The sequence below is a fragment of the Photobacterium rosenbergii genome, assembly GCF_003026455.1.
Classification (GTDB): Bacteria; Pseudomonadota; Gammaproteobacteria; order Enterobacterales; family Vibrionaceae; genus Photobacterium; species Photobacterium rosenbergii.
Genome location: NZ_PYMB01000001.1, coordinates 305,999 through 330,051, shown reverse-complemented (window position 1 = coordinate 330,051; position 24,053 = coordinate 305,999). Strand labels below are relative to the sequence as shown.

The following is a 24,053-nucleotide window of genomic DNA, read 5'->3' as shown; positions in this document are numbered from 1 at the left end:
TATTGGCTATTCCCTAAGCTATTTATAGCACAGAATGACATGGCTTTATTGGTTCTATGAAAAAGTTTATGCAACTTATTTACAACTTAGCTTTTTCATGGGCTGAGTCAATCTCGCTCATCAGGGTGGCTACAAATCGGGCAGTCAGGTCATTGGCAATATTCGTGAGCAAATTAACGTGATTGTTCTTGTTTATTCGCTATCTTATCAGTTGACATTTATAGAGAGGACTATAGGATTCCCTCCCTTAACAATTCATGCTTTAGGAATTAGCTATGTCTGATATTGAGAAAAAAGACGACCAAACAATTGAAGAAGTAAAATTCACGCTTGATGACTGTTCACCAGAACTTCGTCAAGTTGTTGAGTTTGAAGAAGTGCCTGAAGAGCTTCTAGACATGCTAATTAACGTATATAAAGCGTCTGAGCCTACGTCACGTGAAGCTTGGGATCAGCTTCCAGCAAGTGCTCAGAATGTACTAGATAACTTCGAGCAATTTCATGCACTAATTGCACTGAGCCAAAGCTACTCAGGTGTTGATTTCCTTGGTGAAATGCAGGAAAGCGAAAAACCGTCAGACATGACTGACGAAGAATACACAGATTACAAAGCAGTTATGCTAGACAAAGTCCTGCACAACTGTGTGAAGGATATGTGTAAGCAGCTGAAAAAAGCTCGCCGCAACCCACCAATGAAGCGTGAGTTCCAGGAAATTTTCAAGAAGTAACCTTATTAGTTACTGGAAAAACGCGACATATCATCAAAGGGAGCCTGGTGCTCCCTTTGTTTTTTTGCAGCAATTATTCGCATACCAATTATTTTTTTTCATGATAAAATAAGCACCTTCAATCAATTAGGCATCATTACGTTCAAACTGTGATTCCTATTGCCAATCAACGACTAAAATAGCAGTTAAGCAAGAGGCTCTGAGGTATCAATGTCTGGCCAGAAGCAATTTAAATTCACTAATGAGCTTGTTTTTATTCCAGCTCTAGGGGTTATAAAGTCAGACACTACCAGTCAAAAGCTCAACCTTTCAGAGCAATATATTCTGCTCTATTTGATAGAACATGCTAACTGCCCAGTGACAAAAGAAGATTTGCTCAAGGCTGGTTGGCCAGATCGGGTTGTCTCTGAGGCCTCTCTTTTCCAAGCAATTCGTAGCTTACGGGTAAAGTTGCAGGAAAAAACCAAGGGTGAAATCATCGAAACCCTACCTCGGGTCGGATACCAGATCACCCAAGTTTCAATCGAAAAATATTCCGATTTATCCACAGCCACTGTAATAAAGAAGACAGCCCCATATTTACCTTACCTTTCCATTGCAACCCTTGCGGCTGGGATTTTGCTTGTAGGTAGTTATCTCTGGTTCACTGGGTACAAATACCCAGACAAACCACATTACATCACCCGCACAAGTATGTTGCAAAACAGTACCGTCACACTGATCTCTACCAGCGAAAAAGAGATCAGCGAACTTCAAGCAAAGCTTGATGACCTACATGACACCTATTCCCAACTTGATAATGTGCCGGACTTAACAAACCTAAAGCTCTATGCATTCAAGGGGAAAGACTCATACTCTCTTGCATGGTGCCGGGTTGATGAAAATAACCATTGCCTACCCAACACTGATTTCTCATATCAAATTAGCGATGAAGGCTGGCGTCTGTTTAAGCTCAAGGTAATGCAAGACTTACCTCTTTCTCGCCAAGACCCAATTATTCAAACCGAACTCGCCCGCGAACCGACATCACAAGTCTTCCTAAACTTTGTTGATGATTCAGGTATCGACTCTCAGGTTGTGTACCATTACATCACCAAAGATAAAGACAATAAGCTTAACTTCTCGTATTTAAACTTTATTTCTGAAGAAAAAACAGGCTATCACCATGCTCTGTCAATCAGCTCGGCAACCTTGACTGTGGTAGAGAATGAATCCCCTTTTATTTCTACTATCGAGCTTAAGCCTATCATGTACCACTGGGCTTACCAGCCTAATGAATTTGTCAATGAAGACACATCAACGGCCATTTACCTTGAAAGTAAGGTGAAAAATCAGTTCCTCGGTAAAAATATTGGCTACAGCTACCTTCTCTATCAGCAACCTTTTGTTGATCTGGTTTTAAATGATCAAGTCGGCATATTTTGGGTTCATAACAGTGAAAAAGATGCCAAGATTTTTAACTACAAGCGCCAAGCGATAACTCAAAAAGCCTTATAACAGCACATAAAGAAGCAGCTCAAATGAGCTGCTTCTTCTTTTCTGTATATCCCTTCACCATTCAATAAGATCAAATCATTTTCCCAAGCAATATGAGTGTTTTGATAAACTTATACATGACATTAGCTTTTAACGCATTGCAGCTTGCTGCATAAAATAAAGATAAAAATCAGAATGACTAAAAATAACAGACACTTAAAACGATCATGGCTGTTTGCCCTGATACTGTTTTTCTCCGGTTGCGCTGTTTATGCTGGGCTGAACTTTGACCAGCAATTCGGCAAACCCCAACCGCAGGAAAGAATAGCGGCTGATACTTCTCCCATTGCCAATCACTATTTGGACACCGTAAAGCCCATCATTGAAAATCGCTGTGTTGTCTGCCATGCCTGCTACGATGCACCCTGCCAATTAAAAATGTCTTCGGCAGAAGGCATAGACCGTGGTGCCAGTAAAGAAAAGGTATATGAAGGAACCCGACTTCTCGCTGCGAATACCACACGTATGTTTATTGATGCACAGTCAACGGCTGAATGGCGCGAAAAAGGGTTTAATCCCGTTCTTAATGAACGAATCCAATCCGAAGAAGCGAATACCCAAGCCGGTGTCATGGCGCGTATGCTTCAGCTTAAACAGGCGCACCCTCTACCTGAGCAGAAAGTCCTTAACCATGAGGAATGGGACTTTTCATTAGACCGGGATCAGCAATGCCCAACCATTGAAGAAATGGCGAAGTATGAGCAGAATTATCCGCAATGGGGAATGCCTTATGGCCTGCCACAGATTAGTGACAAAGAAAACCAAGTTCTGATGGACTGGCTAGCAAGTGGTGCCTTAATGGCAACTGCACCTCAGCCTAGCTCATCCACCTTATCAAAAGTGGCTGAGTGGGAAGCCTTCCTAAATGGAAGTAGCCTGAAGCAGCAACTGGCAAGTCGCTACATTTACGAGCACCTGTTTGTCTCCCATCTTTATTTTTCAGATGAGCAACACCCAACATTTTTCAATTTAGTGCGTTCCCGTACCGCCCCAGGTGAACCAATCGACCTTATTGCAACGCGACGTCCTTATGATACTCCCGGCGTCGAGCGCGTGTACTACCGCTTCCAACCTGTGCGGGAGACCATCGTCGATAAAACCCACATGCCTTATGCCCTGAATAAAGCCAAGCTCACTCGTTTCAAAACGTTGTTTATCGAGCCGGAGTATAAGGTCACATCAATGCCTAGCTACCACCCAGACATTGCTGCCAACCCATTGATTGCTTTTAAACAAATCCCAGTCGATAGCCGCTATCGCTTCATGATTGATAACGCCCAAAATACCATCATGGGATTTATCAAAGGTCCGGTATGCCGAGGACAATTGGCACTGAATGTTATTAATGATCACTTCTGGGTGTTCTTCGTGGATCCAGCGATGGCTAACACCCCTTCTGTTGATGAATTTTATGAAACTCAAGCAGACAATTTGAGGCTACCAGCAGAAAATGAGAGCAACACGCTACCTGTTGCTAATTGGATTTCTTACTCCAAGCAACAAGGCCGTTTCCTCAAGGCGAAAAATGCTTTCCTCAATGATGCCTTCAAGAACGGCGAGCACTTAACAACCGATCTAATTTGGGATGGGGATGGCTACAATGACAATGCTAGCCTAACTGTCTTCCGCCATTTCGATAGTGCAACCGTCACAAAAGGTCTGGTAGGCAGCCAACCAAAGACGGCATGGGTCATTGACTACTCTTTACTTGAGCGCATCCATTACCTGTTAGTTGCAGGCTTCGATGTTTACGGAAACTTTGGCCACCAGCTTGTAACGCGTATGTATATGGACTTCTTGCGTATGGAAGGTGAATCTAACTTCCTTTCTTTACTGCCAGCAGAGGTACGAAGAGAGCAGCTGGCCTACTGGTATCAGGGCTCCAATAAACACCTAAGCGATTACCTTCAGGGTGATATTAACGAATTCGATCAACCGACCGGAATCAAGTACCACACCGAGCATCCGAAAAATGAGCTATTCGGTATGCTTCTAGAGAAGCTGAAAGTGGTTTTGCCAGATCGATACGATTTCACTCAATCACCACTTGCCAAAAATGGATCTCTTGCGCTGTATAAATTGAACCGGTTGAGCGGTAAGCAAGCAAGCCTGTTACCTGAGATTACCTTCATTATGGTCGAGCCAACAGAGACTAACCAAGAAGCAGAATTATTCACCCTAATCCGCAATAGCGCCCACAAAAACATCTCAAGCCTATTCGATGAAGAGTCTAACCGTCTTCCTGCGCAAGACAATGTGACTCTAGTACGTGGTCTGCTCGGCAGTTACCCTCGAGCTTTTTGGCACCTAAAAGCAACAGAGCTAGATGATGCAGCCAAACAGATCAGCGCCATCACGTCAGAAGAAGAATACCGACTGTTTTTAGATAAATACGGTATGCGACGTACCAGTGCTGACTTCTGGTCATTCAGCGATAAACTCAATGAAATCAACCAACGTAGGTTCCCTATCGAGTCAGGGTTACTTGATTACAACCGGATTGAGAACCGTTAATCAGTATCAAATATGTACCTACTCTATTCTAGGCCCCATTAGGGGCCTTTTTGTTGACCTAATACTCACTAGGCTTAACACCAGAACTGTTTTGTAAATAAATGAAAAGAAACAACAACCACTGTAGCCAGTATGTTTCTAAAGGGTAAAATATCGATATCATTTTTCATGGAAGGAATAGGTAATGACTCATACCCAACTTCACCCGGTGTGGGACAGTTTTATCCGTGGCTACCACTGGCTTCAGGCCGTCACCATTGGTGGGCTATGGTACACAGGTACCGAAGGGCTAATGGACTGGCATTTTAGTTTGGCATATTTTCTATTAGCGCTCATTTCGACTCGATTGATTTGGGGTGTTTTTGGCAGTGAAACCGCTCAATTCAGCCGTTTTGTCCGTTCCCCGGTAACGGTTATCAACTATCTAACCGCAAGTCTTCGAGGTGAAAAGCCTTCATATTCTCCGGGTCACAACCCTGCCGGCGCTTATATGGTGGTGGCTTTTATGCTCCTGCTGATAACACAGCTAACAACTGGGCTTTTTGCCAATGACGATATTATATCCGAAGGGCCTTTCGCTTACCTTGTCAGTGGTGAAACAAGCAGTCTGCTCACAGAAATCCATGCCATTAACTTTGACATTATCCTTGGTGCCATTGGGCTTCATTTAACCGCGATTGCTGTTTATTCCTTACGAAAAGAAAACCTTATTACACCAATGCTAACAGGCAGGAAACGGTTTAATGATGAGGCATTACCGAAAGTCGTAAATGGTATTTGGGGATGGGTGATATTTTTCGCTATCGGCATAATCGTTTATTTCACCCTTGCCAAAGATGTGGTCGCCTATTTGTTTTGATCAAAAAATGCCAGACTTAGGTCTGGCATTTTATGTTTGCTATTTGCGCTGGTATAAAAAGGAGTACTTAAGCCTAGCGGTACTTATAGTCGCTATGGCAAGACTTACAGTTCTTGGCCGCTTCACCAAAAGCACGCTTGGTTGCTCTCTCATCCCCTTCAAGTGATACTTTAGCCAAGTTTGCCATATCACCTTGGAATTTATCTAATTTAGCACTGAAGCCGTCCCAATCTGACCAAATCTCAGGCTTAGCCTTAGTTTGGCCTTTGTCTGTCCCTTCTACTTTGAATGCTTCTTCCGGCATATAGGTTAGCTGTGAAATAAATTGTGCGCGCTGGCTGAAAGTTTGCTGATCCCAATCTTTACGCCCCTTGACCATTTCAGCCAAGTCACCAAAGTTAGTCGCAATCATGGTGAATGCCGCTTGACGGTATTCGATGGCATCTTCAGGCTTTTCAAATGGGGATGCGGAAACACTAGCTGCAAATACAATACATCCTGCAAGCAGAGCTTTTTTCATGACTTCTTCCCTTTGTTATTATTCCGTTTATAAAGACACTCACTATGATCATGACCAACTGCATGTGAGTGTTACGTAGCATATAAAAATGATACAGCGACGTATAAACATGTAAACCACAAGCAGCCAAAGATTACATTTATTTACAATCAAAGTATTTGACCATTTGGCCTCGAGTTTCGTCTTTCGCAAATACAAAACCATGACGCCTACGATAGAAGTCAATCAAGGTAGGTATTCGATAAAGTTGGATACTCATACCTCTTAAGCCCCGTTTCCTTGCTTCTCGCTCTAATTGACCAATCAATTGGGATGCAAGGTCCATATTTCTATATTCCAGCGACACCCAAAGCGTGCCGAAATACAAGGTCTCCGAAAGCTCATCAGGCTCCCGGTAACACACACCCGCTAAGCTTTTTTCCCGTCTTTGATTAACAGATAGTGGCTGTTTTCATCAGTAAGGCTTTGGAAAAATTGCTCGTAGGTTGTAAATCGCTTATACGGCTTACCAATAAAGTCTTCATATTCGGCAAATGCAGCGTTTATAGTTCGCCATAATTCGCATCGCTCTGTTTCAGGCATAAGGGCAATGTCTGGCTCAATAAAGCCCGGGGATAGGTTTGCTACCTCTATTCTATCGGCCATAATAGTCCTTAACGAAACAGTTAATATAAAGGGAAGCCACTCTGGCATCACAAGAACAAGCACACAGAACTGCCAAGTGTTATGATAGAGGCATAACATAACAAAGAGCAAAGTCATGCTAGGAACACTGAGCAAAATGAAGTCTCAACTCGGCGATGTTGTCGAGTACCAACTCCCTGTTGGTGATGAGTTACTCCCTTTAAACCCGCTTATTGGTAAACACCTTAAGCTAACCTATACCGGTAATATCTACTGCGATGCCTGCGGTAAGAAAACGAAGAAAAGCTACTCTCAGGGACACTGTTTTCCGTGTATGAAGAAGTTAGCCCGTTGTGACATGTGTATCATGAAGCCGGAAACCTGCCATTATGCAAAAGGCACATGCCGAGAGCCTGAATGGGGTGACGCCAACTGTATGGTTCCCCACTATGTCTATCTTTCCAATACCTCAGGTTTAAAAGTAGGTATTACCAGACATACTCAGTTGCCAACTCGCTGGATTGACCAAGGGGCAACACAGGCTTTACCGATTTTAAAAGTCAAAACCCGTCAAATTTCCGGCCTTGCTGAAATTGCACTGGCTGATCTGGTAGCAGATAAGACGAACTGGCGAGCTATGCTAAAGGGAGATAATGCTGACATTGCCCTGCAAGATGAAGCGCAGCGCCTTTTGCCTGCCATTGAGCAACGTATTAATGAATTGCTGGAAATATACGGGGAAGATGCCGTCGAGCAACTCAACGAAGAGATCGTTGATATCCAATACCCGGTAACAGAGCACCCGAAGAAAATAGCCTCCCATAACTTCGATAAAGAACCCGTGGTCGAAGGCACACTGCTGGGCATTAAAGGCCAATACCTTATTTTTGACACTGGTGTCATTAACATTCGTAAATTCACCAGTTATGAAGTTAGCGTTGAGACGCCTGGGAGTTAATACCTCTTAAAGCGTAAAATAAAAAACGGCTGAGTTAACTCAGCCGTTTTTCTATGACTTTTTAGCCAATGGTTATTTTGCCTTAGGTTGAACAAACTTACGGTTGCTATCGACAATTGCGACATCCCTAATAAAGTTCACACCGAGCACGATCCCTTTACCTGCTGTCAGGGCAAATTCCGTCAACTCATTCAGTTCACCCAACTTCGCCCTGAGTTTAACAACCGCTTGACGTGAATCGCTCTGTTTTGACTTCAACCAGCGCTCAACAGGTAATTCAACCTCTTGCCCTCCCGCATTGAATTTGACCCAATCTTTACCATCGCGCTCAAAGGCTTGAACATTAGACACACCGATCGATGAAAGTGATTTGCCATCATCAACCTTGGCACGGATATGCTGTTGTGCCTGTGATACCCACAACCATTCTTCACTACCGAGAATTAACTTACCGTCATCAGTTTTAGTTACTACAGGCTCAGGCTTTGGCTCAGGCTTCACTTCAGGCTCTGGCAAAGGCTCAGGTTCTGGGATAGGCACTGGGACGACAACCGGTGTTTCAGGTTCAACGACAGGCGGTGTCACAGGTTGCTCAATATTTCCACCACCGATTTCTGGGTCTGGGATTGGCTCTGTTTTCTGTCCTGACTGCTGAGCACAACCCGCAAGCAATAATAGCGCAAAATATACAGCCGACTTTCTCATCAAATTCATCCCTACAACATCAAGATACGCAATACGACCAAACACTTATTAGTATCGTTTTACCAACTAGGTTATATATAACATAGTATGCTCAATCATTGGCAACATCCAAAATGATTTGCCAGATTGCAAGATTAAATCACAGTGTTAATGGAATACGGAGCCAAAATCAGCCTTTGCCATGTGTTCAAACTGTATCAGCTTATTTTGGATCCAAGCTTCATCATACCACCCCATGTTTCGGCTATGTTTTGCGTCATCCCATAAACTGAAATACCAGCGCCTTATTTCAAACCCCGGTTGCAATGCCACTTCTTGCTGATAACGCTCTGCAAGCTGTAACTCTGGCCTCACATCGAACAAATGAAATATATCCATTTCTCTATGCTTAAAGCCAACATCACAAGGATCGAGTACAGCGGTTACTTCAAAGGACTTGGGGTCAACCAGTATATTACCAAGGTGACAGTCGTCATGGATCAAGGACGACTCCGAAGAGGCCGTTGATAATATGTCACGCTTCATTGCCCATAATGATTCATAAGCTTGTTTTTGGGTAGGCGTAAACGGAGACACTTCACTAACTACATATCGGTAAACTGTCCCCATCCAATGGAAGAAAGCCTCTGTCAGGTTCGATTCGAATTGGCCACTTTCAAGTTCGAATCCTTCAGCAGCATTCATGTCATGCAGCGTCAGCAATATTTCAAGAAAACAATCAGAAAAACGGTCAATAGCTTTTGGATCATTAGGCAACTGGTGTGCCGATACTCCCTCAAGCCACTCCAGCATAATAAACTCGTAGCCTTCTTCCCGGCCAAAGTACAACACTTTTGGTACTGGGCACGGTAGGGCCTGCTCAAGACGTTCAAGACCTTTGATCTCTTTTGCAAGCCGCCCTATCTCTCGGGAGAATTTCACCACGACCTTAGCACTGTCTGATGCTAGAAAAACAACCCAACCATAAAATGTTTCTTGAATTTCATTGACCTGAGGGGCATGTCGAAACATTGTCTTAAAACTATATTCAGCAATCCTTTTTAGCTGCAACCTGTTCAATCTGACTTCCTTTCACACTCAATGACTTCTTCTTTATTTACTCGTTAAGGTGATGATTTTATTTACTGAATTATTAACCTTAACGAATACACCATACCCCTTTAGAAGCCATTATGGGGCCCTTGAACGCAATTATGAGTCCAAGCTCGCAAAAACCCGAGCAACATATATGTCTCGGGCTTTTACTATTGAATAGCTATCCCTAACAGTTCAGCTAATTCTTCCAATTGCTGCTCCGAGTCAAGACGGAGGGACCAATTCACCCCAGAACCCATCGCGGTGATCACATTGGCCCCCTTTCCTAGCAACGTGATGTCATCAACTGCCGCCTGCAAAGAAACTCGTGATGCGCCATCGAGCCTGACGACAATCTCATGCTGGTTGGCAACAATGCGTCCCGCCGAAAAAACCAATGTCATTATTCCACCGCCTTCTTGTGCTTCATCACGGCTATGGTCAAACGACTGGTACAAACCATACGACCACGCGGATCTTTGATGTCGATTTGCCACACCTGGGTGGTTGCACCCAAGTGAACGGGAGTTGCAGTGCCGACAACATAGCCACTGCGCATGGCACGGAGATGGTTAGCATTAATATCAAGGCCAACACAATACTTGCCTTCGTCGACACACATATTGGCTGCCAGCGAGCCTAGCGTTTCAGCCAGCACAACCGATGCGCCACCGTGAAGCATTCCCAAAGGCTGGTGAGTTCTTGATTCAACAGGCATTACGGCAGACAAACTATTTTCGTCGTAAGCCGAATACTCAATACCTAAGTGTTCAACTAGCGTATTTACCGAAGTCTCATTTAAACTTTCAAGAGTGAAGGATTTTTTCCAAATACTCATCACGTTATCCGTACAAACTCATTTGGAGAGAATGATACAGCAACTGTATAATTCCGCTATCGCGGTTTATACATTAAATGAAAGGAGTCTTTGATGAATCGCTTTCAACCTCTTGCTATAGCGGGCGTGATCGCCTCCATATTAGCACTCTCGGCTTGCAGCAGTTCCCCGACTGGCAGGCAGCAGGTATTACTGTTCTCTGAACAAGATATGTCTCAATTAGGGGCGCAATCTTTTGATGCCCTTAAAGAACAAGAAAAAATCCACACAGATAATAAAACCAACCGGTATGTACAATGTGTAACTGACGCATTAACCACTCGGCTGGGAGGCCAGCAAGCCACAGGTCAATGGGAAGTTGTTGTCTTTGACAGCGAACAAGTGAACGCCTTCGCCCTGCCCGGAGGCAAAATTGGCGTATATACCGGTCTTTTAAACGTTGCAACCAATCAAGATCAGTTGGCAACTGTGATCGGTCATGAAATTGGCCATGTCTTAGCCCAACACAGTAACGAACGGCTGTCTCGTTCCCAGTTGGCGAATATGGGGCTGCAAATTTCCAGCGCAGCAATGGGTGGGGCTGAATATCATGATGCCGCCATGGCTGGTTTGGGACTGGGCGTTCAGTATGGTGTTCTCATGCCTTATGGCCGTGCACAAGAGTCTGAGTCAGACATTATTGGCTTGAGGCTAATGGCTGAAGCAGGTTTTGACCCTTACGAGAGTATCAATCTGTGGAAGAATATGGCGAAAGCTGCAGGTGGTAACCAACCCCCAGAGCTATTATCGACCCACCCTTCTCACTCTACCCGCATTGACGATCTCCGGGCGGAGATAGCCAAACTGCCTAGCTACAATACGCCGAAGCCTCAGTGCGAAATATAATGATGAGTTTATAAAGTACGTGCCAAACAAAAAAGACCAGCACACAAGTGCTGGTCTTTTGATGAAAAGGAGTTGTCTCATCTCATACAGGTAAGTTAGTTCTTCAATTCTTCAAATTTATCACTTAACTCACTCGCTGTATCAGACGCTTTGTCAGACACATCTTCAAAAACATCCTGTACGTCTTCAAATGAACGTGAATCAGTGAGATCTTCAATTTGATCTTTATAAGTCACGCCAATGTAAATCCCCAAGCCAACAAGGGCCAATACGATATATTTCAGCATTTCAATTATTCTCTTCGCAAACCGAATGTATGAGGCATGCCCTGCCTCTTTATAAAAATTATATGGTCTAAAACAAAAAACAGCTCCCGAAGAAGCTGCTTTTTTTAACTCTGAATTAGCGAACTAGGCTAATTAGAGATTTACCCAGCAACCACTCTAGCTCTTTTTGGCTTTCATCACCGAAGCGTTCAAGGCAAAGGCCATAGAGCCTATCGATGCCTCGCTTGGCAAATTCACTGGTCGATTCTGATGATGCGATATGATGGAACAGCAGACGTAGTGTCGCTTTGAACTTCTCATCACTATTATCATCCAACGCGGCAATCCAGCTTTTAGAAAAACCTGCTAAACCGTTATCCAAATCGAGTTTTTCGACGAACAACCGGAAAATACGGCCATCGAGTGCAGTCGCAAAATCTTGTTTTTTAGGGAAGTGGTGGCTAATACCAGTACGAGAGATCCCAGTTTGCTTGCTTAAGGTGGTATAAGACATTTTGTCGTATCCTAACGTCAAAATTTGATCCACCACCGCATCCATAATCGTTTGGATGGTAATTTCAGTATCTTCTTTACTACGCTTCGGCATAATGCGTTGACTCTATGATTCTAAGTGATCACTCATAAACCCGCCGAGTTCCTGTGCGGGTTTCGTAACCATCTAAGCAAATGTATTGAATCCCCATTGGTATCACTTTGTACTGATAACAAGTCACACAATACGGGATATCATTCCGTTAATCGATAATATTACCGTTCTACCCGCAGTTTCAAGTATTAAAATGTCATGAAATGAAAAATTAATGCATCCGTCATTAGGCTGCTGTTCTGGAAATTTTATGAACGACTAAACAAAAAGCACATAACAGAATTTTCCATTTGTTTAGTGTTAATAATTGGAATTCCCAGCCACCTTAACATCTCATTAACACACCAAACACCTAGGTTCACTGCAAAAAATTGGCGCTATTGTAATAGAAACAGGAATTTATGAATAGGGTATTGAGAGTAAAAAAATTGTACACCTGTTTGAATTTTGTTCTATTTTAATCTTTGAAAACTAATTATTTTTCACCACATTGTGTCTGTTCCATGAAATTTCGTAACAACTTTAAGGCAAATAACTGCTTGACCAAACAGTGAAAATAGCATTATTTTAACAAAAACATAACACGGAAGGATCGAAGTATGACTCTACCTCTGCAATCGGATCGCTTAAGGGATACACTGATGACTCAACCACTGCCAACAGAAATGATTCTCAAATGGGCAGAAGAACGCGCAGATGATGTGTATCTTCGCCAGATCATCAATCGACAATTCGTAGACTTTACATATGCAGAGGTAGCTGACAAAGCACTCAGACTTGTCAGCGCCCTCCGTGCACAAGGCTTCCAACCCGGTGACCGCATCGCCTTGATGTCGAAAAACTGTGCTGAATGGTTTATTACCGATCTTGCTTTGATGTTAGGTAGCTATATCAGCGTACCTATTTTCCCAACAGCAGGTGCTGAAACCATCGAGCACTGCCTAACCCACAGCGAAACAAAAGCGGTTTTGGTGGGTAAATTGGACGATGAAAAAGCTGCACTCTCGGTAATGGAAAAGCACCCTGAGATCCTTTCTATTGCTTTCAACTACCCTTCAGCTCCAAAGTGTGACCACGATTTCAATACGCTGCTTTCTCAGCATGAACCATCAGAAGAACGTCCTAACCATCAACAAGATGACTTGATGTCTATTGTGTATACGTCTGGTACTTCAGGGTTACCTAAAGGCGCCATGCTTAGCTATGGCTCATTTGCCTGGGCTGCCCAGCGACTTGTCGACCACATTGGCATGCAAGAAGGTGAGCGTCTGTTCTCATACTTGCCTTTGGCGCACATTACTGAACGAGTCTACATTTTTGGCTCTTCTGTTATGTCAGGTATTCAGGTTGCTTTCCCAGAGTCACTTGATACCTTTATCGATGACGTCAAAATGCATCGCCCGACCTTGTTTATTTCGGTACCGCGTTTATGGACCCTATTCCAGCAACGTATTCTAGAAAAACTTCCGCAGGCGAAACTTAACCTATTACTTAAAATCCCATTCATTTCCGGTGTCATCAAGCGCAAGCTTGCAGACGGTCTTGGTTTAAACAAGGCTCGTGTATTGGGTTGTGGTTCAGCACCAGTATCACCGGCCCTGCTCCGTTGGTATGAAAACATTGGACTCAACATTACTGAAGCCTGGGGGATGACGGAGAGTTTTGCTTACAGCACCCTCAACCACCCATTCCGCAGCGATAAAATTGGTTCCGTAGGTAATGCCGGTCCGGGTGTTGAAATCAAGATTTCTGCCGATGAAGAAATTCTGGTTCGTGGTATGGGCCTGTTCTCCGGCTACTACAAAAACGAAGAAGCGACCAAAGAGATGTTCGATGAGGAAGGTTGGCTTCACACAGGGGATATCGGCTTTATGGATGAGGATGGCTACCTAACTATCCAAGGCCGTAAGAACGATACCTTCAAGACAGCTAAAGGTAAGTTTGTATCACCGGTTCCCATTGAGAAACGCATTTTCGAACTGGCCAATATCGAAATGATGTGTGTGGTGGGCTCAGGTATGCCAGCACCAATCCTGCTCGCGGTTCCTCATGACTTCCCTAACTTTGACCGTGAACGTTATGCGCGTACCGCTCAGAGGGTTATTGACACGCTTAACATGGAGCTTGAGTCTCACGCCAAGATCAGGGGTGTGCTGATGATTAAAGATCCGTGGAGTATTGAAAACGGTATTCTGACACCAACGCTCAAGATCAAGCGTCACCTGCTTGAGAAAAAATACCATGATGTAGGTGCAAACTGGCCGAAAGATCAGCTTGTACAATGGGAAGAGTAATTGCCATTACCCTTAGATAAAACTTGCCCCCGCAATTGCGGGGGCTTTGATTTTTAAAAGATGAAATACAAGATGATTTAGAGCTTGTAACGTTGTACTTCTTTCTCTAGTTGTCCTGCTAGCTCTTTCAAAGTCTCAGCTTGGCGAGCGGCTTCCATAGCTTCTTGAGCCATCTGGTTTGCAACTTCCTGCACCCCTTCTGTATTACGACTAATTTCAGCCGTCACACTCGATTGCTCTTCGGCAGCAGAAGCAATCTGCGTCGCCATATCACTTATCACATTTATCTCACTCGCAATGCTGTTGATGCTTTCACCCGCCGCATCGACATCCTGAACGCTGGTATCTGCTAATTGATGACTATCATTCATCACTGATACTGCGTTATGAGTGGTCGACTGAAGAGTTTCAATCATGGTTTGAATTTCTTCCGTTGAGGTATGGGTACGCTGTGAAAGAACACGCACTTCATCAGCGACAACTGCAAAACCACGTCCTTGCTCTCCTGCTCGTGCTGCCTCAATAGCCGCATTCAATGCCAGTAGATTAGTCTGCTCTGCAATATCACGAATGGTCGATAGAATGGTGCTGATCTTAAGCGCATGCTCGTTGAGATCTTCAATAATAGAGGCAGCATTAGTCACTTCATTGGCTAGATTGCCAATCGACTGCTGGCTTTGCCCTACTTGACGGTGACCGCTCCCCGCCAAAGAGACAGCCTGCTCTGCAGTCTTAGCCGTGTTCTCTGCGTTACCCGCAATTTCCTGAGTAGCACTCGCCATTTCGGTCACAGCAGTTGCGACCATGGTAATTTCATCCTGCTGCTGTCGGATATTGTGACTACGTTGGGTAGAAGCTGCGGCTGATTCCATTGCATTGCGGTTCAATTCAATGGCAATGTCTCGTAATTTCGTTGCCATCACATGCTGATGGGAAACAAATTGATTGAAATTATCGGCTAACAGCCCCACTTCGTCCTGGCTGTTTACCGGGATACGAGCTGTAAGATCACCTTCACCATGCGCAATATCGGCCAAGGCTTCAGAGACTTTCTTCAATTCGCTTAGCTGCTTTGTCAATAGCAAGCTTATCAGGCCACAAACGACAACAAGAATCACCAAGCCAATTAGCAGTTCATCAATCAGCATGTCACGGATTGGTGCTTCAAGCACTGACTTATCCATCACCATGACCAATGCCCAGCCTGAATTTGGGACATCATGAATCGCTATTGCGCGATCGCGGCCATCAAAGTCACTAAAGAAAAAGCCATTACCATGCATTTCATTACGCAGCGACTGAACATTAAGTCCCAGCTCAGAAATAGGTTTGAGCTGCATATCGGCATTTGGGTGAGCGACAACAACTTGGTTGCCCATGTCCAGTAGCATGGCATAGCCATCCCCAAGCACTGGGATATTTAATACATCACGCATTAAATCGCCTAGCGCTAAATCAGCACCCACTACACCTTGTAATTGTCCAGCTGACATTACCGGCTCAGCAAGAGTTACAACCAAGGTTTGCATTGTGTGGCTCATATATGGCGCCGTAATCACTGGAGATCGCGCTGCTGAGGCTTCTTTGTACCACCCCCTTTCGCGAGGGTCATAGCCCGCTCGGTTCAATGATGGATCTTGACGATGCATATCACCTTGCTGGTTGCCGTAAAAGCTCAAACTGAAATCACCAGAAATATGCATTTGTTTTAAATGCTCAACGATATCCGGTGTGTTATTGGTAGCCATCGTTGCTACCACAGCTTTAACTGCCGCTTGTTTATTTTCAAGCCAATCACCAATACCTTTGGTTACTGCTACTGATGTATTGCGACTTTCGCTTTCAATCGACTGCCACGCTTGATTTTTCATTGTCTGGTAGGAGAAACCGCCTAAGGCAATAGCGGTGATAGAAATAGCGACAAAACTCGACAGTAAAAGTTTTGTTTTTAACGATAATTGCATGACTTCCCTTTATCTCGAAACAAAATTGGTGCGATTATAGTGTGTGGCACGAATTAAATTCATGATCTACCACTAAAAAATCTGAGTTTATTCATTTAACATCATGCCAATATGCATAGATATTCCTAATCGGCCATTTTACCTATAACGACCAATACCTTGTAAAACTCAAGGTGTTCCTAATATTTTGTTGGCCTTCGCACATACAATATAAAATCAATCCGCTATATTCATTTTCGGTTCACGTACAATCAGTTACAATTCAATGTATGAATAGAAAAAGCAAATACATAATCCTTTTGTCTCTTCTCTTCGTTGTTTCTTCAGCGCTTGCAAACGTTGAATTGGAAATTGAAGAAGATCACGACGACGTTATGCGGGCCGTTCAACAAGGGCTGGTACAGCCTTTCTCATCTTTAAAAACCAAAGTCAGCGAACAACTCCATGGCCGTATTATCCGCGTCGAGCTGGAAGAAGATGATGACATTTGGATTTATGAATTAAAGCTTATTGACCCCAACAATAATATTGTCAAAGTGGAATATGATGCTCAGACGTTGACCATTCTGGAGATAAAAGGCCGGGGTCTTGAAAATATTATCAAGGTAGAACAATGAAAATACTCGTCGTTGAAGATGAACAAGCCTTGGGCGAACAAATTGTTGAAGGTTTAGAACAAAGTGGCTGGGTCGCCGAGCTTTCCTCTGATGGCATTGATGCCCTGTACCGTGCGACTTCTGAGCCTTGGGATGGCATTGTGCTCGATTTGGGCCTCCCGAAATTGGATGGCCTTACCGTGCTCAAAGGCATTCGTGATGAGAATGTCACATGTCCAGTGATTATCCTCAGTGCTCGAAATGAACTTACACAACGCGTTGAAGGGCTCAACGCCGGTGCTGATGACTATCTAACCAAGCCTTTCCAAATGATTGAGCTTGTCGCACGACTGCGAGCACAAGTTCGCCGCTCAACAGGTAATGCTTCACCAGTGATTCAGGTTGGTGGCTTAAGCCTAGATACACGCACCTCAAAGGTGATGCATAACGGTGAAAGCATTGATCTCACTGCGCTAGAATTTAAAGTGCTCTCCTACATGATGCACAATGCCGATAAAGTTATCTCTCGTACTGAATTAGTCGAGCATATCTATAAGCAAGACTTTGACCGTGACTCCAATACTATCGAAGTATTCATTGGTCGAATTCGACGTAAAATTGGTGGTGATGTCATTAAAACAGTTAGAGGGCTTGGATACCGTATCAATGCAGATTAGAGCGCCACAAACACCTCTACCTAGCCTACGCAGCCGCTTGCTTATTGCTGCGGCTGTTTGGTTATTAGGTATAACCCTTGCTGCCGGTTACCTGATGCCATCATTCATCAAAACCTACTTGGTTGATCAGGAGAAGCACCAACTTTATATCTACTTAGACGAATTAACAGCACAAATTGATACTGACAGTGATGGTAATGTTATCCCCCCAAAACCTCTGTCTAATCCTCGCTTCCAACAGCCTTATAGTGGACTTTACTGGAGTTTGAATGTTGCAGATACGGAGCTTCGTTCCCGCTCGCTGTGGGATACCCGTATTTCAGGAGATAAAGAATCTGGCTTTGTAGGTCCAGACAAGCAATCATTGATTGTTTTAACACGCGATATCCTTCTTCCCGATCTGGATGACCCTGTCACCCTGACCGTTGCGATAAGCCAAGAGCGATTGCTAAAAACCTTAACGCAGCTCACCAGTGGGCTTTGGCTAATTCTGCTAATCATGGCTGGCGGCATACTGTGTTTGATTTGGCTCCAGGTCAGTTGGTCGCTATGGCCACTTCGCCGGTTGCAGAAAAACCTTAAGCAAGTGCGAGAGGGGGAAACCTCAGAGTTAAGTGGAACATACCCTGCTGAAATACGCCCTGTCGTGGACGATTTGAATGCCCTGCTTTTCCACTATCAAGAGATACTAGAGCGGGCCAGAAATCACGCAGGTAACTTATCTCATGCGTTAAAAACACCAATAGCGGTATTGAACAATGAAGTCGCCCACTTAAACGAGCAAGAGCAGTCTCGCTTACAGCCTTCACTTCAGCAGTTGCAACAACATATCGACTACCACCTTGGACGTGCAAGGATGGCGGGAGCAACTAACATCCTATCGGCTAAGACGGCACCTTCCCCTCGTGTTGATGCTATCTCAATGGCAATGGATAAAGTGTACGCAAGCCGAGGAGTCGTGCTTGTCAACGAATTAGACAGTGATTTACTTGTGGCTATCGAAAAGCGCGACCTTGATGAGATCATCGGTAACTTGATCGAGAATAGCTACAAATGGGCGAAAAGCCTCATTAGGGTCCACCAGCTTGAACAAAGCGCCGACACAGTGATGGTGGTCATTGAAGATGATGGTCCCGGTATTGATGACGGGGCTTATCAAAATGCCCTAAAGCGTGGTGTAAGGCTTGATGAAACTACGCCAGGGACGGGTTTAGGACTGAATATTGTCAATGAGCTAGCCCATAGCTACCGGGGTGAACTTAACCTGAGTAGAAGCCAGCTTGGTGGACTGAAAGCGTCCATTACACTACCTAAACCAAGGAAGTAAAAGTATTTCCAAGGCTTATCTAATTTAAGCAAGATCTGGTGGCTCCTCACCAGATCAGTCTTTATGATGGCCAAAAAGTTAGGTTAACTATCCTGATAATCACACCCAACACCAAAGCGGCGACACCTAACCGATACCATTTGAACTCCACGGCTGACATACCAATACGGTTGTAAAACATCTTCAATACGCCTGTCCAATCGCTAGTTCGGCGGCCATATAAAATGATCCCGTTTCCGACTAAGACTAAGCCTGCCAAAATCAATACATATTCAGCAACTGTCATTGATACCTGCAGCATGGTGTACTCCCTTTTTCATCATCTACACTCTGATTTAATGACATAAACAACCATTGCTCAATTAGACCATGGTAGAGGGTCGGGCTTTCTTTCAACGCTATCTGAAGAAAAAAAGCCCTTAACAACAAACTTTATATGCTTATTCAAGGCGTTTAGTGTAGAATCCTGCCCCCGGAATTTCTAACGAAGGTATCGAGGCGACATGCAATTACTCGAAGCAAAACTACATAAAATTGACCGTCATAATTACCGCAGCTACTCCAGCTTACGCGGTGAATACCATTTCGTTGACTTCGATTTCTTCATTGATATCACTCAATCAGATCCCTTTGCCCCGGCATCTCGTGTCCGTGCCCGCCGTAAATGGTCGTTAACCGATCTTGAGTGGTTGAAAGAACAGTCTCCTGATTACCAGCGTGCAGCACGTGACTTTATTGCCCGTCAGTTTGCTGAGCTGGCACAGCAGATTAATGAGATCCAAATTGATCGTCCGGGCCAAGCGGTTCTGGACCGTACTGCCGTTGTCTTTGATGATGATGCTCTTGAACTTCGCTTCCGTGTCAACCTGCCGTCCGATGGCCGTACCATCATTGCGAAGAAAACAGCAAACTTGTTGACGTTCACTATGCCTAAAATCATCCGTCGCGCCACGATTGCACGTGAACTGCCGATGGACGAGCTAAAGCGCCACTGTGAAACGGTTGAAGATCAGGTTGCGCTACGTAAACAACTGGCAGACAAAGGCTTGATGGCGTTTGTTGCCGACGACAGTGTGTTGCCACGTCTAGCTGGTAATAGCGATCAGCCAATGGCCGATGCTATCCCATTTGTTAGCCCGGAAAGCTTGGCTGTAGAGCTTGAAGCACCACACCGTGGCAAGATCCGTGGTATGGGTGTACCTAAAGGCATCACTATGATTGTCGGTGGTGGCTTCCACGGTAAGTCGACGTTACTCAACGCGATTGAAAACTCTGTATACGACCATATCCCTGGTGATGGCCGAGAGTACATCGTGACCGATGAATCAGCCTCAAAGATCCGCGCCGAAGATGGCCGTTGTGTACACAACGTTGATTTAACGCCATACATCAGCAACCTGCCAATGGGCAAAGACACCAGCATGTTCTCTACCCAGAATGCTTCAGGTTCAACCTCACAGGCATCATGGCTACAAGAGTCGATCGAGTCTGGCTCAAATGCATTGCTGATCGATGAAGATACCTCGGCATCGAACTTCATGATCCGTGACGAGCGTATGCAGGCACTGATAGCGAAAAATGATGAGCCAATTACCCCGCTTGTAGACCGCATTTCGCTATTACGTGATCAGCTTGATGTATCTGTACTGCTTGTTATGGGCGGCTCTGGTGACTATCTAGATGTGGCGGACACTGTGATTCAAATGCACAACTACCAAGCACTGGATGTTACAGAGAAAGCCAAAGAGGTTGTTGCTTCACATCCTACCCGCCGTCAGCTAGAAGGTAGCACCGAGATCACTCGCCCTCGCACCCGTAAGCTTAACCGTGCAGGTCTAAAAGCTCAGCTTGAAGACGGTAAGTTCCGAATTCAGGTGAAAGACAAAACCTCTATGCGCTTTGGTCGTGAATTTATTGACCTACAAGCCTTGGAGCAGGTAGCCGATTCAAGCCAACTACACGCTATCGGTTGGTTATGGTTCCAAATTGCCCAAGGTAAAGGCTGGGAGAAGGCGCCAAGCAAAGCATTTAGCCAAATGCTAGCAAGCGATGAGTGGTTCCGAACTATGCCAAACTACGGTGATATCGCTAAACCACGCGTAATTGAAGTTATGGCAGTATTGAACCGTATGCGTAAGGCAGAGTTCAAGTAAGCATCGAGCTAAATTCGACCGAATAAAAAGCCCACAACATTCACACGTTGTGGGCTTTTTTATAAAGAGAGATGGAAAAATACTTTGCTATCGTTGGAACTGACTCATCAATCTTTGAAGGCCTTCCAAGCGCTCAACCAGCATTCGGGTACTCTCGACAGAAGTATCACTCGATTTTTCTGTCTCACTGCCTAACACGTTTATCTTCTGGATATGCTCAGCGATGTCAACACTCACTCCCGCTTGCTGCTCAACCGCAGCAGCAATTTGATGACTGCTATCTGTGACTAAATCCAATACTCGATTAATCTCTTCTAGCTGTTCACCCATAGCTAACGCCTGCTGGCGACAATGCTCGGACTGCTCGCCTCCTCTTTCAACAGCAGCGGCAGCTTGACCGGCAATATCCTGAAGCTGAGATATCATCTGGTGGATCTCGCCTGTTGAGGATTGCGTCTTCTGTGCCAGCGATCTGACCTCATCAGCTACAACAGCAAAGCCTCGACCCGCCTCACCTGCTCGAGCGGCCTCGATCGCCGCATTCAGCGCCAGTAAATTAGTTTGATCAGCGATAGTTCCAATAACATCTAAGATCCCTTCAATCTGGCGGCTACTTTCTGATAATGCATTGATTACACGTTTAGAGTCATCCAGCTCTTTATGGAGCGCATTGACCGATGAAATGGTTTCCTCGACTCTCATCTGGCCGCTATTGGCGACCTGCTGCGCTTTTACGGTCATATCCGAGGCATTAGTTGCACTCTCAGCAACCTCTTTAACCGTCGAGGCCATTTGATCAATGGCTACCCCAACCTGTTCCGTTGCCAACGCCTGCTGTTGCAAGTTGGTTTTAACTTGTTGAGTGTTAGCAAACTCATCTTCGGCAGAAAGAAGGATATCAGATGATGTTTCACTGGCTCGGCCGACAATAGCACGAAGCTCTGCTTGCCGCATTCTAAGCGCAAGCTCCACCCCGGAGTAATCGTCGTATTTGCCAGTATAAATCTTTTCCATCAAAGCATTATCATAGGCTTGATGGGCTAGTTGAGTTATCTGTTGCAACCGCTTCTGGGCCATTAGATTAACGAATAAACCCAAAATAGTTGCAACTAAGATAGCCATTGAAACTCCTGAACCAGAAACTGCAGCATGGTACATGGCAGCTGCAGCCGTGAATGCCAAAAGGATAGTCAACATAGTCCCATGCTTAAAGCGAAAACGACTTGTACCTTGCTTTCCCTCATTGAGTGCTTTGTAAGCCACTTCCGCGCGTTTCACTTCATCTTTGCTTGGGCGGCTTCGTACAGATTGGTATTCAACAATCTGGCCATTACTATTGACTATCGGGGTTACGAAAGCTGAAACCCAATAGTAATTACCATCTTTACATTTGTTCTTTACCAACCCCATCCAACTTTTACCTCCTTTGACATACTGCCAAAGTTGGGCAAAAGCCGCTTTAGGCATATCGGGATGCCTAACAAGGTTGTGGGGATTATCAATAAGCTCTTCGTTACGGTAACCAGCCACATCACAAAAAGTACTGTTGGCATAAGTAATCGTGCTGCTTGGGTCCGTCGTTGAGATTAGATTCAAAGAGGCTGAATACTCGACTTCCCTTCCTTGGGGTGAAGTATTCTCAAAATGTGTGTTTTCCGCTGTCATTATTGTCACTTATTATTTTTATTCCGGTGAAATGGTTCTAGGGCAAGCTAATTAATGCTTGCTATAACACCGTATTGTGACACCCATTCCAATCGTGATAGTTGATTTATATTAAATAACTATCTGACACTAAATAAACAAAAGCGGTTTCAATCATTCTTTCCCTTTCCTATCAGGGATAGCAAAACGTGAAATTCATGAAAAAAATTGAATTAATAAGGTCTACCTAACATGGCCTTGAGCTCAGGCAGTACCTCCTTCATCGCTTTATAGCCAACCTCCATGGCTGCGGTTCGCTCTGATGAGCCGCCAAAATTCACTAGGCTCGGATCAGGTGACACTGGAGCAAGTGCAATATCTGCGCTATCGATTTCTTCCTTAGTTGCAATACAACTCTGGATCCAAAAAGTATTCGCCATAGTATCTATGGCCGTATATCTAAGCGGTGGTGGCAAACTACAGAATACATCGACCCCAATGACAATATCGGCTCCTAGTTGGCGGGCAGCATAAACCGGAACCAGAGACAATACGCCTCCATCAACAAGAATATCTGCATTGTGATAAACAGGAACAAACACACCAGGTACACTTGATGATGTCTGTACCGCTTGGCCAATATCCCCTTCCGTAAACATAACAGCCTTCTGCTGAGTCAGGTTGGTAGCAACAATACCTGTTGTGATAGGCAGGTCACTGATATCTTCATAGCCGGTGTGCTTATTCACCCACTTTGCCAATGCTTTACCCTTTATCAGCCCTTTGCGTGAAAAGTTAATATCAACTATCTCATGTTCGGAAAATTCAAACAGCTTTCGCTGAACATCAAGGTATTCATTACTGCTGTACAACGCTGCAGCAATGGAGCCCACAGATGTGCCAGTCACGATATCTGCCTTTATCCCTTCTTCTTCTAATGCCTTCATCACCCCAAGATGCATCATGCCGCGAGATGCACCTCCGCCAAAAGCAATCGCTAGCTTGGGTTTATCAATATTGTCCGCACTCAATTGACCAGTTTGCGCAGACTCTTCGTTTGCCACCACCTTTATATCAACCGCTGTCAGGCCGTTATATTCATTGGTTGTTGAACAGCCGGATAAAGATAGCAAAAACAATACAGTAACGAATTGACGGAACTTGGCCGATGAAACGGTGCTATTCATTGCTAACTCCCTTGGCTTCAAGATCTTTGTTGTCTTGCGGTTCGGTATATCGAGGTAACACTAAGTTTACATTAAGTTTTTTAGTAAACAGTGATTT

At 44.6% G+C, this 24,053-nt stretch carries 24 protein-coding genes; 11 read left to right on the top strand and 13 right to left on the bottom strand.

Annotated elements, in window-relative coordinates; translation table 11 throughout:
* Positions 1 to 275 precede the first annotated feature (275 nt).
* The 4 genes from C9J01_RS01575 (at position 276) to C9J01_RS01560 (ending at position 5,637) form a co-directional block, all read left to right on the top strand.
* Positions 276 to 728, top strand: coding sequence for a DUF3069 domain-containing protein (locus tag C9J01_RS01575; protein WP_107296353.1), 453 nt, complete (start codon positions 276 to 278; stop codon positions 726 to 728).
* Positions 729 to 938: 210 nt separating this feature from the next.
* Positions 939 to 2,225 (top strand): winged helix-turn-helix domain-containing protein, encoded by a 1,287-nt coding sequence (locus C9J01_RS01570; RefSeq protein WP_107296352.1) that lies wholly within the window; start codon positions 939 to 941, stop codon positions 2,223 to 2,225.
* A gap of 174 nt (positions 2,226 to 2,399) precedes the next feature.
* Positions 2,400 to 4,778: a fatty acid cis/trans isomerase gene (locus C9J01_RS01565; protein WP_107296351.1), complete on the top strand. Its 2,379-nt coding sequence runs from the start codon at positions 2,400 to 2,402 to the stop codon at positions 4,776 to 4,778.
* Between the two features lie 184 nt (positions 4,779 to 4,962).
* Entirely contained in the window at positions 4,963 to 5,637 is a 675-nt protein-coding gene (locus C9J01_RS01560) for a cytochrome b/b6 domain-containing protein (protein ID WP_107296350.1), read from the top strand.
* 73 nt (positions 5,638 to 5,710) lie between these two features.
* Here the strand turns inward: C9J01_RS01560 and C9J01_RS01555 are convergent, their stop codons facing one another.
* From C9J01_RS01555 to C9J01_RS01545, 3 genes are all read right to left on the bottom strand, one after another.
* Positions 5,711 to 6,157, bottom strand: a complete 447-nt coding sequence (locus C9J01_RS01555) for a c-type cytochrome (protein WP_107296349.1) — start codon at positions 6,155 to 6,157, stop codon at positions 5,711 to 5,713.
* A 139-nt stretch (positions 6,158 to 6,296) separates the two neighbouring features.
* Positions 6,297 to 6,560, bottom strand: a complete 264-nt coding sequence (locus C9J01_RS30140; RefSeq protein WP_107296348.1) for a GNAT family N-acetyltransferase — start codon at positions 6,558 to 6,560, stop codon at positions 6,297 to 6,299.
* A 5-nt stretch (positions 6,561 to 6,565) separates the two neighbouring features.
* Positions 6,566 to 6,802, bottom strand: a complete 237-nt coding sequence (locus C9J01_RS01545; protein ID WP_107296347.1) for a hypothetical protein — start codon at positions 6,800 to 6,802, stop codon at positions 6,566 to 6,568.
* A gap of 115 nt (positions 6,803 to 6,917) precedes the next feature.
* On the opposite strand from C9J01_RS01545, the gene C9J01_RS01540 reads away from it, so the two are divergent.
* On the top strand, positions 6,918 to 7,739 hold the full coding sequence (locus C9J01_RS01540) for a DUF2797 domain-containing protein (RefSeq protein WP_107296346.1): 822 nt from the start codon (positions 6,918 to 6,920) through the stop codon (positions 7,737 to 7,739).
* Between the two features lie 72 nt (positions 7,740 to 7,811).
* Here the strand turns inward: C9J01_RS01540 and C9J01_RS01535 are convergent, their stop codons facing one another.
* From C9J01_RS01535 to C9J01_RS01520, 4 genes are all read right to left on the bottom strand, one after another.
* The gene (locus C9J01_RS01535; RefSeq protein ID WP_107296345.1) at positions 7,812 to 8,444 is read right to left on the bottom strand and encodes a putative ATP-dependent zinc protease; all 633 of its coding nucleotides are present in this window, start codon (positions 8,442 to 8,444) and stop codon (positions 7,812 to 7,814) included.
* A 147-nt stretch (positions 8,445 to 8,591) separates the two neighbouring features.
* The gene (locus C9J01_RS01530; RefSeq protein ID WP_237156835.1) at positions 8,592 to 9,455 is read right to left on the bottom strand and encodes a phosphotransferase; all 864 of its coding nucleotides are present in this window, start codon (positions 9,453 to 9,455) and stop codon (positions 8,592 to 8,594) included.
* Positions 9,456 to 9,688: 233 nt separating this feature from the next.
* Complete coding sequence (locus C9J01_RS01525; RefSeq protein ID WP_107296343.1) at positions 9,689 to 9,922, bottom strand: DUF3389 domain-containing protein; 234 nt, start codon at positions 9,920 to 9,922, stop codon at positions 9,689 to 9,691.
* Entirely contained in the window at positions 9,922 to 10,356 is a 435-nt protein-coding gene (locus C9J01_RS01520; protein ID WP_107296342.1) for a hotdog fold thioesterase, read from the bottom strand. Before C9J01_RS01520 ends, C9J01_RS01525 begins: the two co-directional genes overlap by 1 nt.
* A gap of 93 nt (positions 10,357 to 10,449) precedes the next feature.
* On the opposite strand from C9J01_RS01520, the gene C9J01_RS01515 reads away from it, so the two are divergent.
* A complete protein-coding gene (locus C9J01_RS01515) occupies positions 10,450 to 11,241 on the top strand; it encodes a M48 family metallopeptidase (RefSeq protein WP_107296341.1) in 792 nt (263 codons plus the stop codon).
* A 95-nt stretch (positions 11,242 to 11,336) separates the two neighbouring features.
* Here C9J01_RS01515 and C9J01_RS01510 read toward each other — a convergent pair whose 3' ends face one another.
* Both C9J01_RS01510 and C9J01_RS01505 read right to left on the bottom strand, forming a co-directional pair.
* The gene (locus tag C9J01_RS01510) at positions 11,337 to 11,528 is read right to left on the bottom strand and encodes a hypothetical protein (RefSeq protein ID WP_107296340.1); all 192 of its coding nucleotides are present in this window, start codon (positions 11,526 to 11,528) and stop codon (positions 11,337 to 11,339) included.
* 115 nt (positions 11,529 to 11,643) lie between these two features.
* Complete coding sequence (locus C9J01_RS01505; protein WP_107296339.1) at positions 11,644 to 12,114, bottom strand: TetR family transcriptional regulator; 471 nt, start codon at positions 12,112 to 12,114, stop codon at positions 11,644 to 11,646.
* A gap of 599 nt (positions 12,115 to 12,713) precedes the next feature.
* Between C9J01_RS01505 and C9J01_RS01500 the strand changes: the two genes are divergently transcribed.
* Positions 12,714 to 14,408 (top strand): AMP-binding protein, encoded by a 1,695-nt coding sequence (locus C9J01_RS01500; protein WP_107296338.1) that lies wholly within the window; start codon positions 12,714 to 12,716, stop codon positions 14,406 to 14,408.
* Between the two features lie 77 nt (positions 14,409 to 14,485).
* On the opposite strand, the gene C9J01_RS01495 is transcribed toward C9J01_RS01500, so the two are convergent.
* Positions 14,486 to 16,372, bottom strand: a complete 1,887-nt coding sequence (locus C9J01_RS01495) for a methyl-accepting chemotaxis protein (RefSeq protein ID WP_107296337.1) — start codon at positions 16,370 to 16,372, stop codon at positions 14,486 to 14,488.
* Between the two features lie 269 nt (positions 16,373 to 16,641).
* On the opposite strand from C9J01_RS01495, the gene C9J01_RS01490 reads away from it, so the two are divergent.
* From C9J01_RS01490 to C9J01_RS01480, 3 genes are read left to right on the top strand one after another with little or no spacing between them, the layout of a single operon-like run.
* Complete coding sequence (locus C9J01_RS01490; protein ID WP_107296336.1) at positions 16,642 to 16,989, top strand: PepSY domain-containing protein; 348 nt, start codon at positions 16,642 to 16,644, stop codon at positions 16,987 to 16,989.
* Complete coding sequence (locus C9J01_RS01485) at positions 16,986 to 17,645, top strand: response regulator transcription factor (RefSeq protein ID WP_107296335.1); 660 nt, start codon at positions 16,986 to 16,988, stop codon at positions 17,643 to 17,645. Before C9J01_RS01490 ends, C9J01_RS01485 begins: the two co-directional genes overlap by 4 nt.
* Positions 17,635 to 18,972, top strand: coding sequence for an ATP-binding protein (locus tag C9J01_RS01480; RefSeq protein WP_107296334.1), 1,338 nt, complete (start codon positions 17,635 to 17,637; stop codon positions 18,970 to 18,972). The genes C9J01_RS01485 and C9J01_RS01480 overlap by 11 nt, the downstream gene beginning before the upstream one ends.
* A gap of 61 nt (positions 18,973 to 19,033) precedes the next feature.
* Here the strand turns inward: C9J01_RS01480 and C9J01_RS01475 are convergent, their stop codons facing one another.
* A complete protein-coding gene (locus C9J01_RS01475; RefSeq protein ID WP_107296333.1) occupies positions 19,034 to 19,273 on the bottom strand; it encodes a hypothetical protein in 240 nt (79 codons plus the stop codon).
* 202 nt (positions 19,274 to 19,475) lie between these two features.
* On the opposite strand from C9J01_RS01475, the gene C9J01_RS01470 reads away from it, so the two are divergent.
* Positions 19,476 to 21,125, top strand: coding sequence for an ABC-ATPase domain-containing protein (locus C9J01_RS01470; protein ID WP_107296332.1), 1,650 nt, complete (start codon positions 19,476 to 19,478; stop codon positions 21,123 to 21,125).
* Between the two features lie 87 nt (positions 21,126 to 21,212).
* On the opposite strand, the gene C9J01_RS01465 is transcribed toward C9J01_RS01470, so the two are convergent.
* Positions 21,213 to 22,790 carry a methyl-accepting chemotaxis protein gene (locus tag C9J01_RS01465; RefSeq protein WP_107296331.1) on the bottom strand — a complete coding sequence of 526 codons (1,578 nt, stop codon included), beginning with the start codon at positions 22,788 to 22,790 and terminating at the stop codon, positions 21,213 to 21,215.
* Between the two features lie 212 nt (positions 22,791 to 23,002).
* Positions 23,003 to 23,956: a patatin-like phospholipase family protein gene (locus tag C9J01_RS01460; RefSeq protein ID WP_107296330.1), complete on the bottom strand. Its 954-nt coding sequence runs from the start codon at positions 23,954 to 23,956 to the stop codon at positions 23,003 to 23,005.
* Positions 23,957 to 24,053 lie beyond the last annotated feature (97 nt).

Coding starts and splice junctions, on each gene's coding strand:
- C9J01_RS01575 (WP_107296353.1), top strand. CDS start 276: ATGTCTGATATTGAGAAAAAAGACGACCAAACAATTGAAGAAGTAAAA.
- C9J01_RS01570 (WP_107296352.1), top strand. CDS start 939: ATGTCTGGCCAGAAGCAATTTAAATTCACTAATGAGCTTGTTTTTATT.
- C9J01_RS01565 (WP_107296351.1), top strand. CDS start 2,400: ATGACTAAAAATAACAGACACTTAAAACGATCATGGCTGTTTGCCCTG.
- C9J01_RS01560 (WP_107296350.1), top strand. CDS start 4,963: ATGACTCATACCCAACTTCACCCGGTGTGGGACAGTTTTATCCGTGGC.
- C9J01_RS01555 (WP_107296349.1), bottom strand. CDS start 6,157: ATGAAAAAAGCTCTGCTTGCAGGATGTATTGTATTTGCAGCTAGTGTT.
- C9J01_RS01545 (WP_107296347.1), bottom strand. CDS start 6,802: ATGGCCGATAGAATAGAGGTAGCAAACCTATCCCCGGGCTTTATTGAG.
- C9J01_RS01540 (WP_107296346.1), top strand. CDS start 6,918: ATGCTAGGAACACTGAGCAAAATGAAGTCTCAACTCGGCGATGTTGTC.
- C9J01_RS01535 (WP_107296345.1), bottom strand. CDS start 8,444: ATGAGAAAGTCGGCTGTATATTTTGCGCTATTATTGCTTGCGGGTTGT.
- C9J01_RS01530 (WP_237156835.1), bottom strand. CDS start 9,455: ATGTTTCGACATGCCCCTCAGGTCAATGAAATTCAAGAAACATTTTAT.
- C9J01_RS01525 (WP_107296343.1), bottom strand. CDS start 9,922: ATGACATTGGTTTTTTCGGCGGGACGCATTGTTGCCAACCAGCATGAG.
- C9J01_RS01520 (WP_107296342.1), bottom strand. CDS start 10,356: ATGAGTATTTGGAAAAAATCCTTCACTCTTGAAAGTTTAAATGAGACT.
- C9J01_RS01515 (WP_107296341.1), top strand. CDS start 10,450: ATGAATCGCTTTCAACCTCTTGCTATAGCGGGCGTGATCGCCTCCATA.
- C9J01_RS01510 (WP_107296340.1), bottom strand. CDS start 11,528: ATGCTGAAATATATCGTATTGGCCCTTGTTGGCTTGGGGATTTACATT.
- C9J01_RS01505 (WP_107296339.1), bottom strand. CDS start 12,114: ATGCCGAAGCGTAGTAAAGAAGATACTGAAATTACCATCCAAACGATT.
- C9J01_RS01500 (WP_107296338.1), top strand. CDS start 12,714: ATGACTCTACCTCTGCAATCGGATCGCTTAAGGGATACACTGATGACT.
- C9J01_RS01495 (WP_107296337.1), bottom strand. CDS start 16,372: ATGCAATTATCGTTAAAAACAAAACTTTTACTGTCGAGTTTTGTCGCT.
- C9J01_RS01490 (WP_107296336.1), top strand. CDS start 16,642: ATGAATAGAAAAAGCAAATACATAATCCTTTTGTCTCTTCTCTTCGTT.
- C9J01_RS01485 (WP_107296335.1), top strand. CDS start 16,986: ATGAAAATACTCGTCGTTGAAGATGAACAAGCCTTGGGCGAACAAATT.
- C9J01_RS01480 (WP_107296334.1), top strand. CDS start 17,635: ATGCAGATTAGAGCGCCACAAACACCTCTACCTAGCCTACGCAGCCGC.
- C9J01_RS01475 (WP_107296333.1), bottom strand. CDS start 19,273: ATGCTGCAGGTATCAATGACAGTTGCTGAATATGTATTGATTTTGGCA.
- C9J01_RS01470 (WP_107296332.1), top strand. CDS start 19,476: ATGCAATTACTCGAAGCAAAACTACATAAAATTGACCGTCATAATTAC.
- C9J01_RS01465 (WP_107296331.1), bottom strand. CDS start 22,790: ATGACAGCGGAAAACACACATTTTGAGAATACTTCACCCCAAGGAAGG.
- C9J01_RS01460 (WP_107296330.1), bottom strand. CDS start 23,956: ATGAATAGCACCGTTTCATCGGCCAAGTTCCGTCAATTCGTTACTGTA.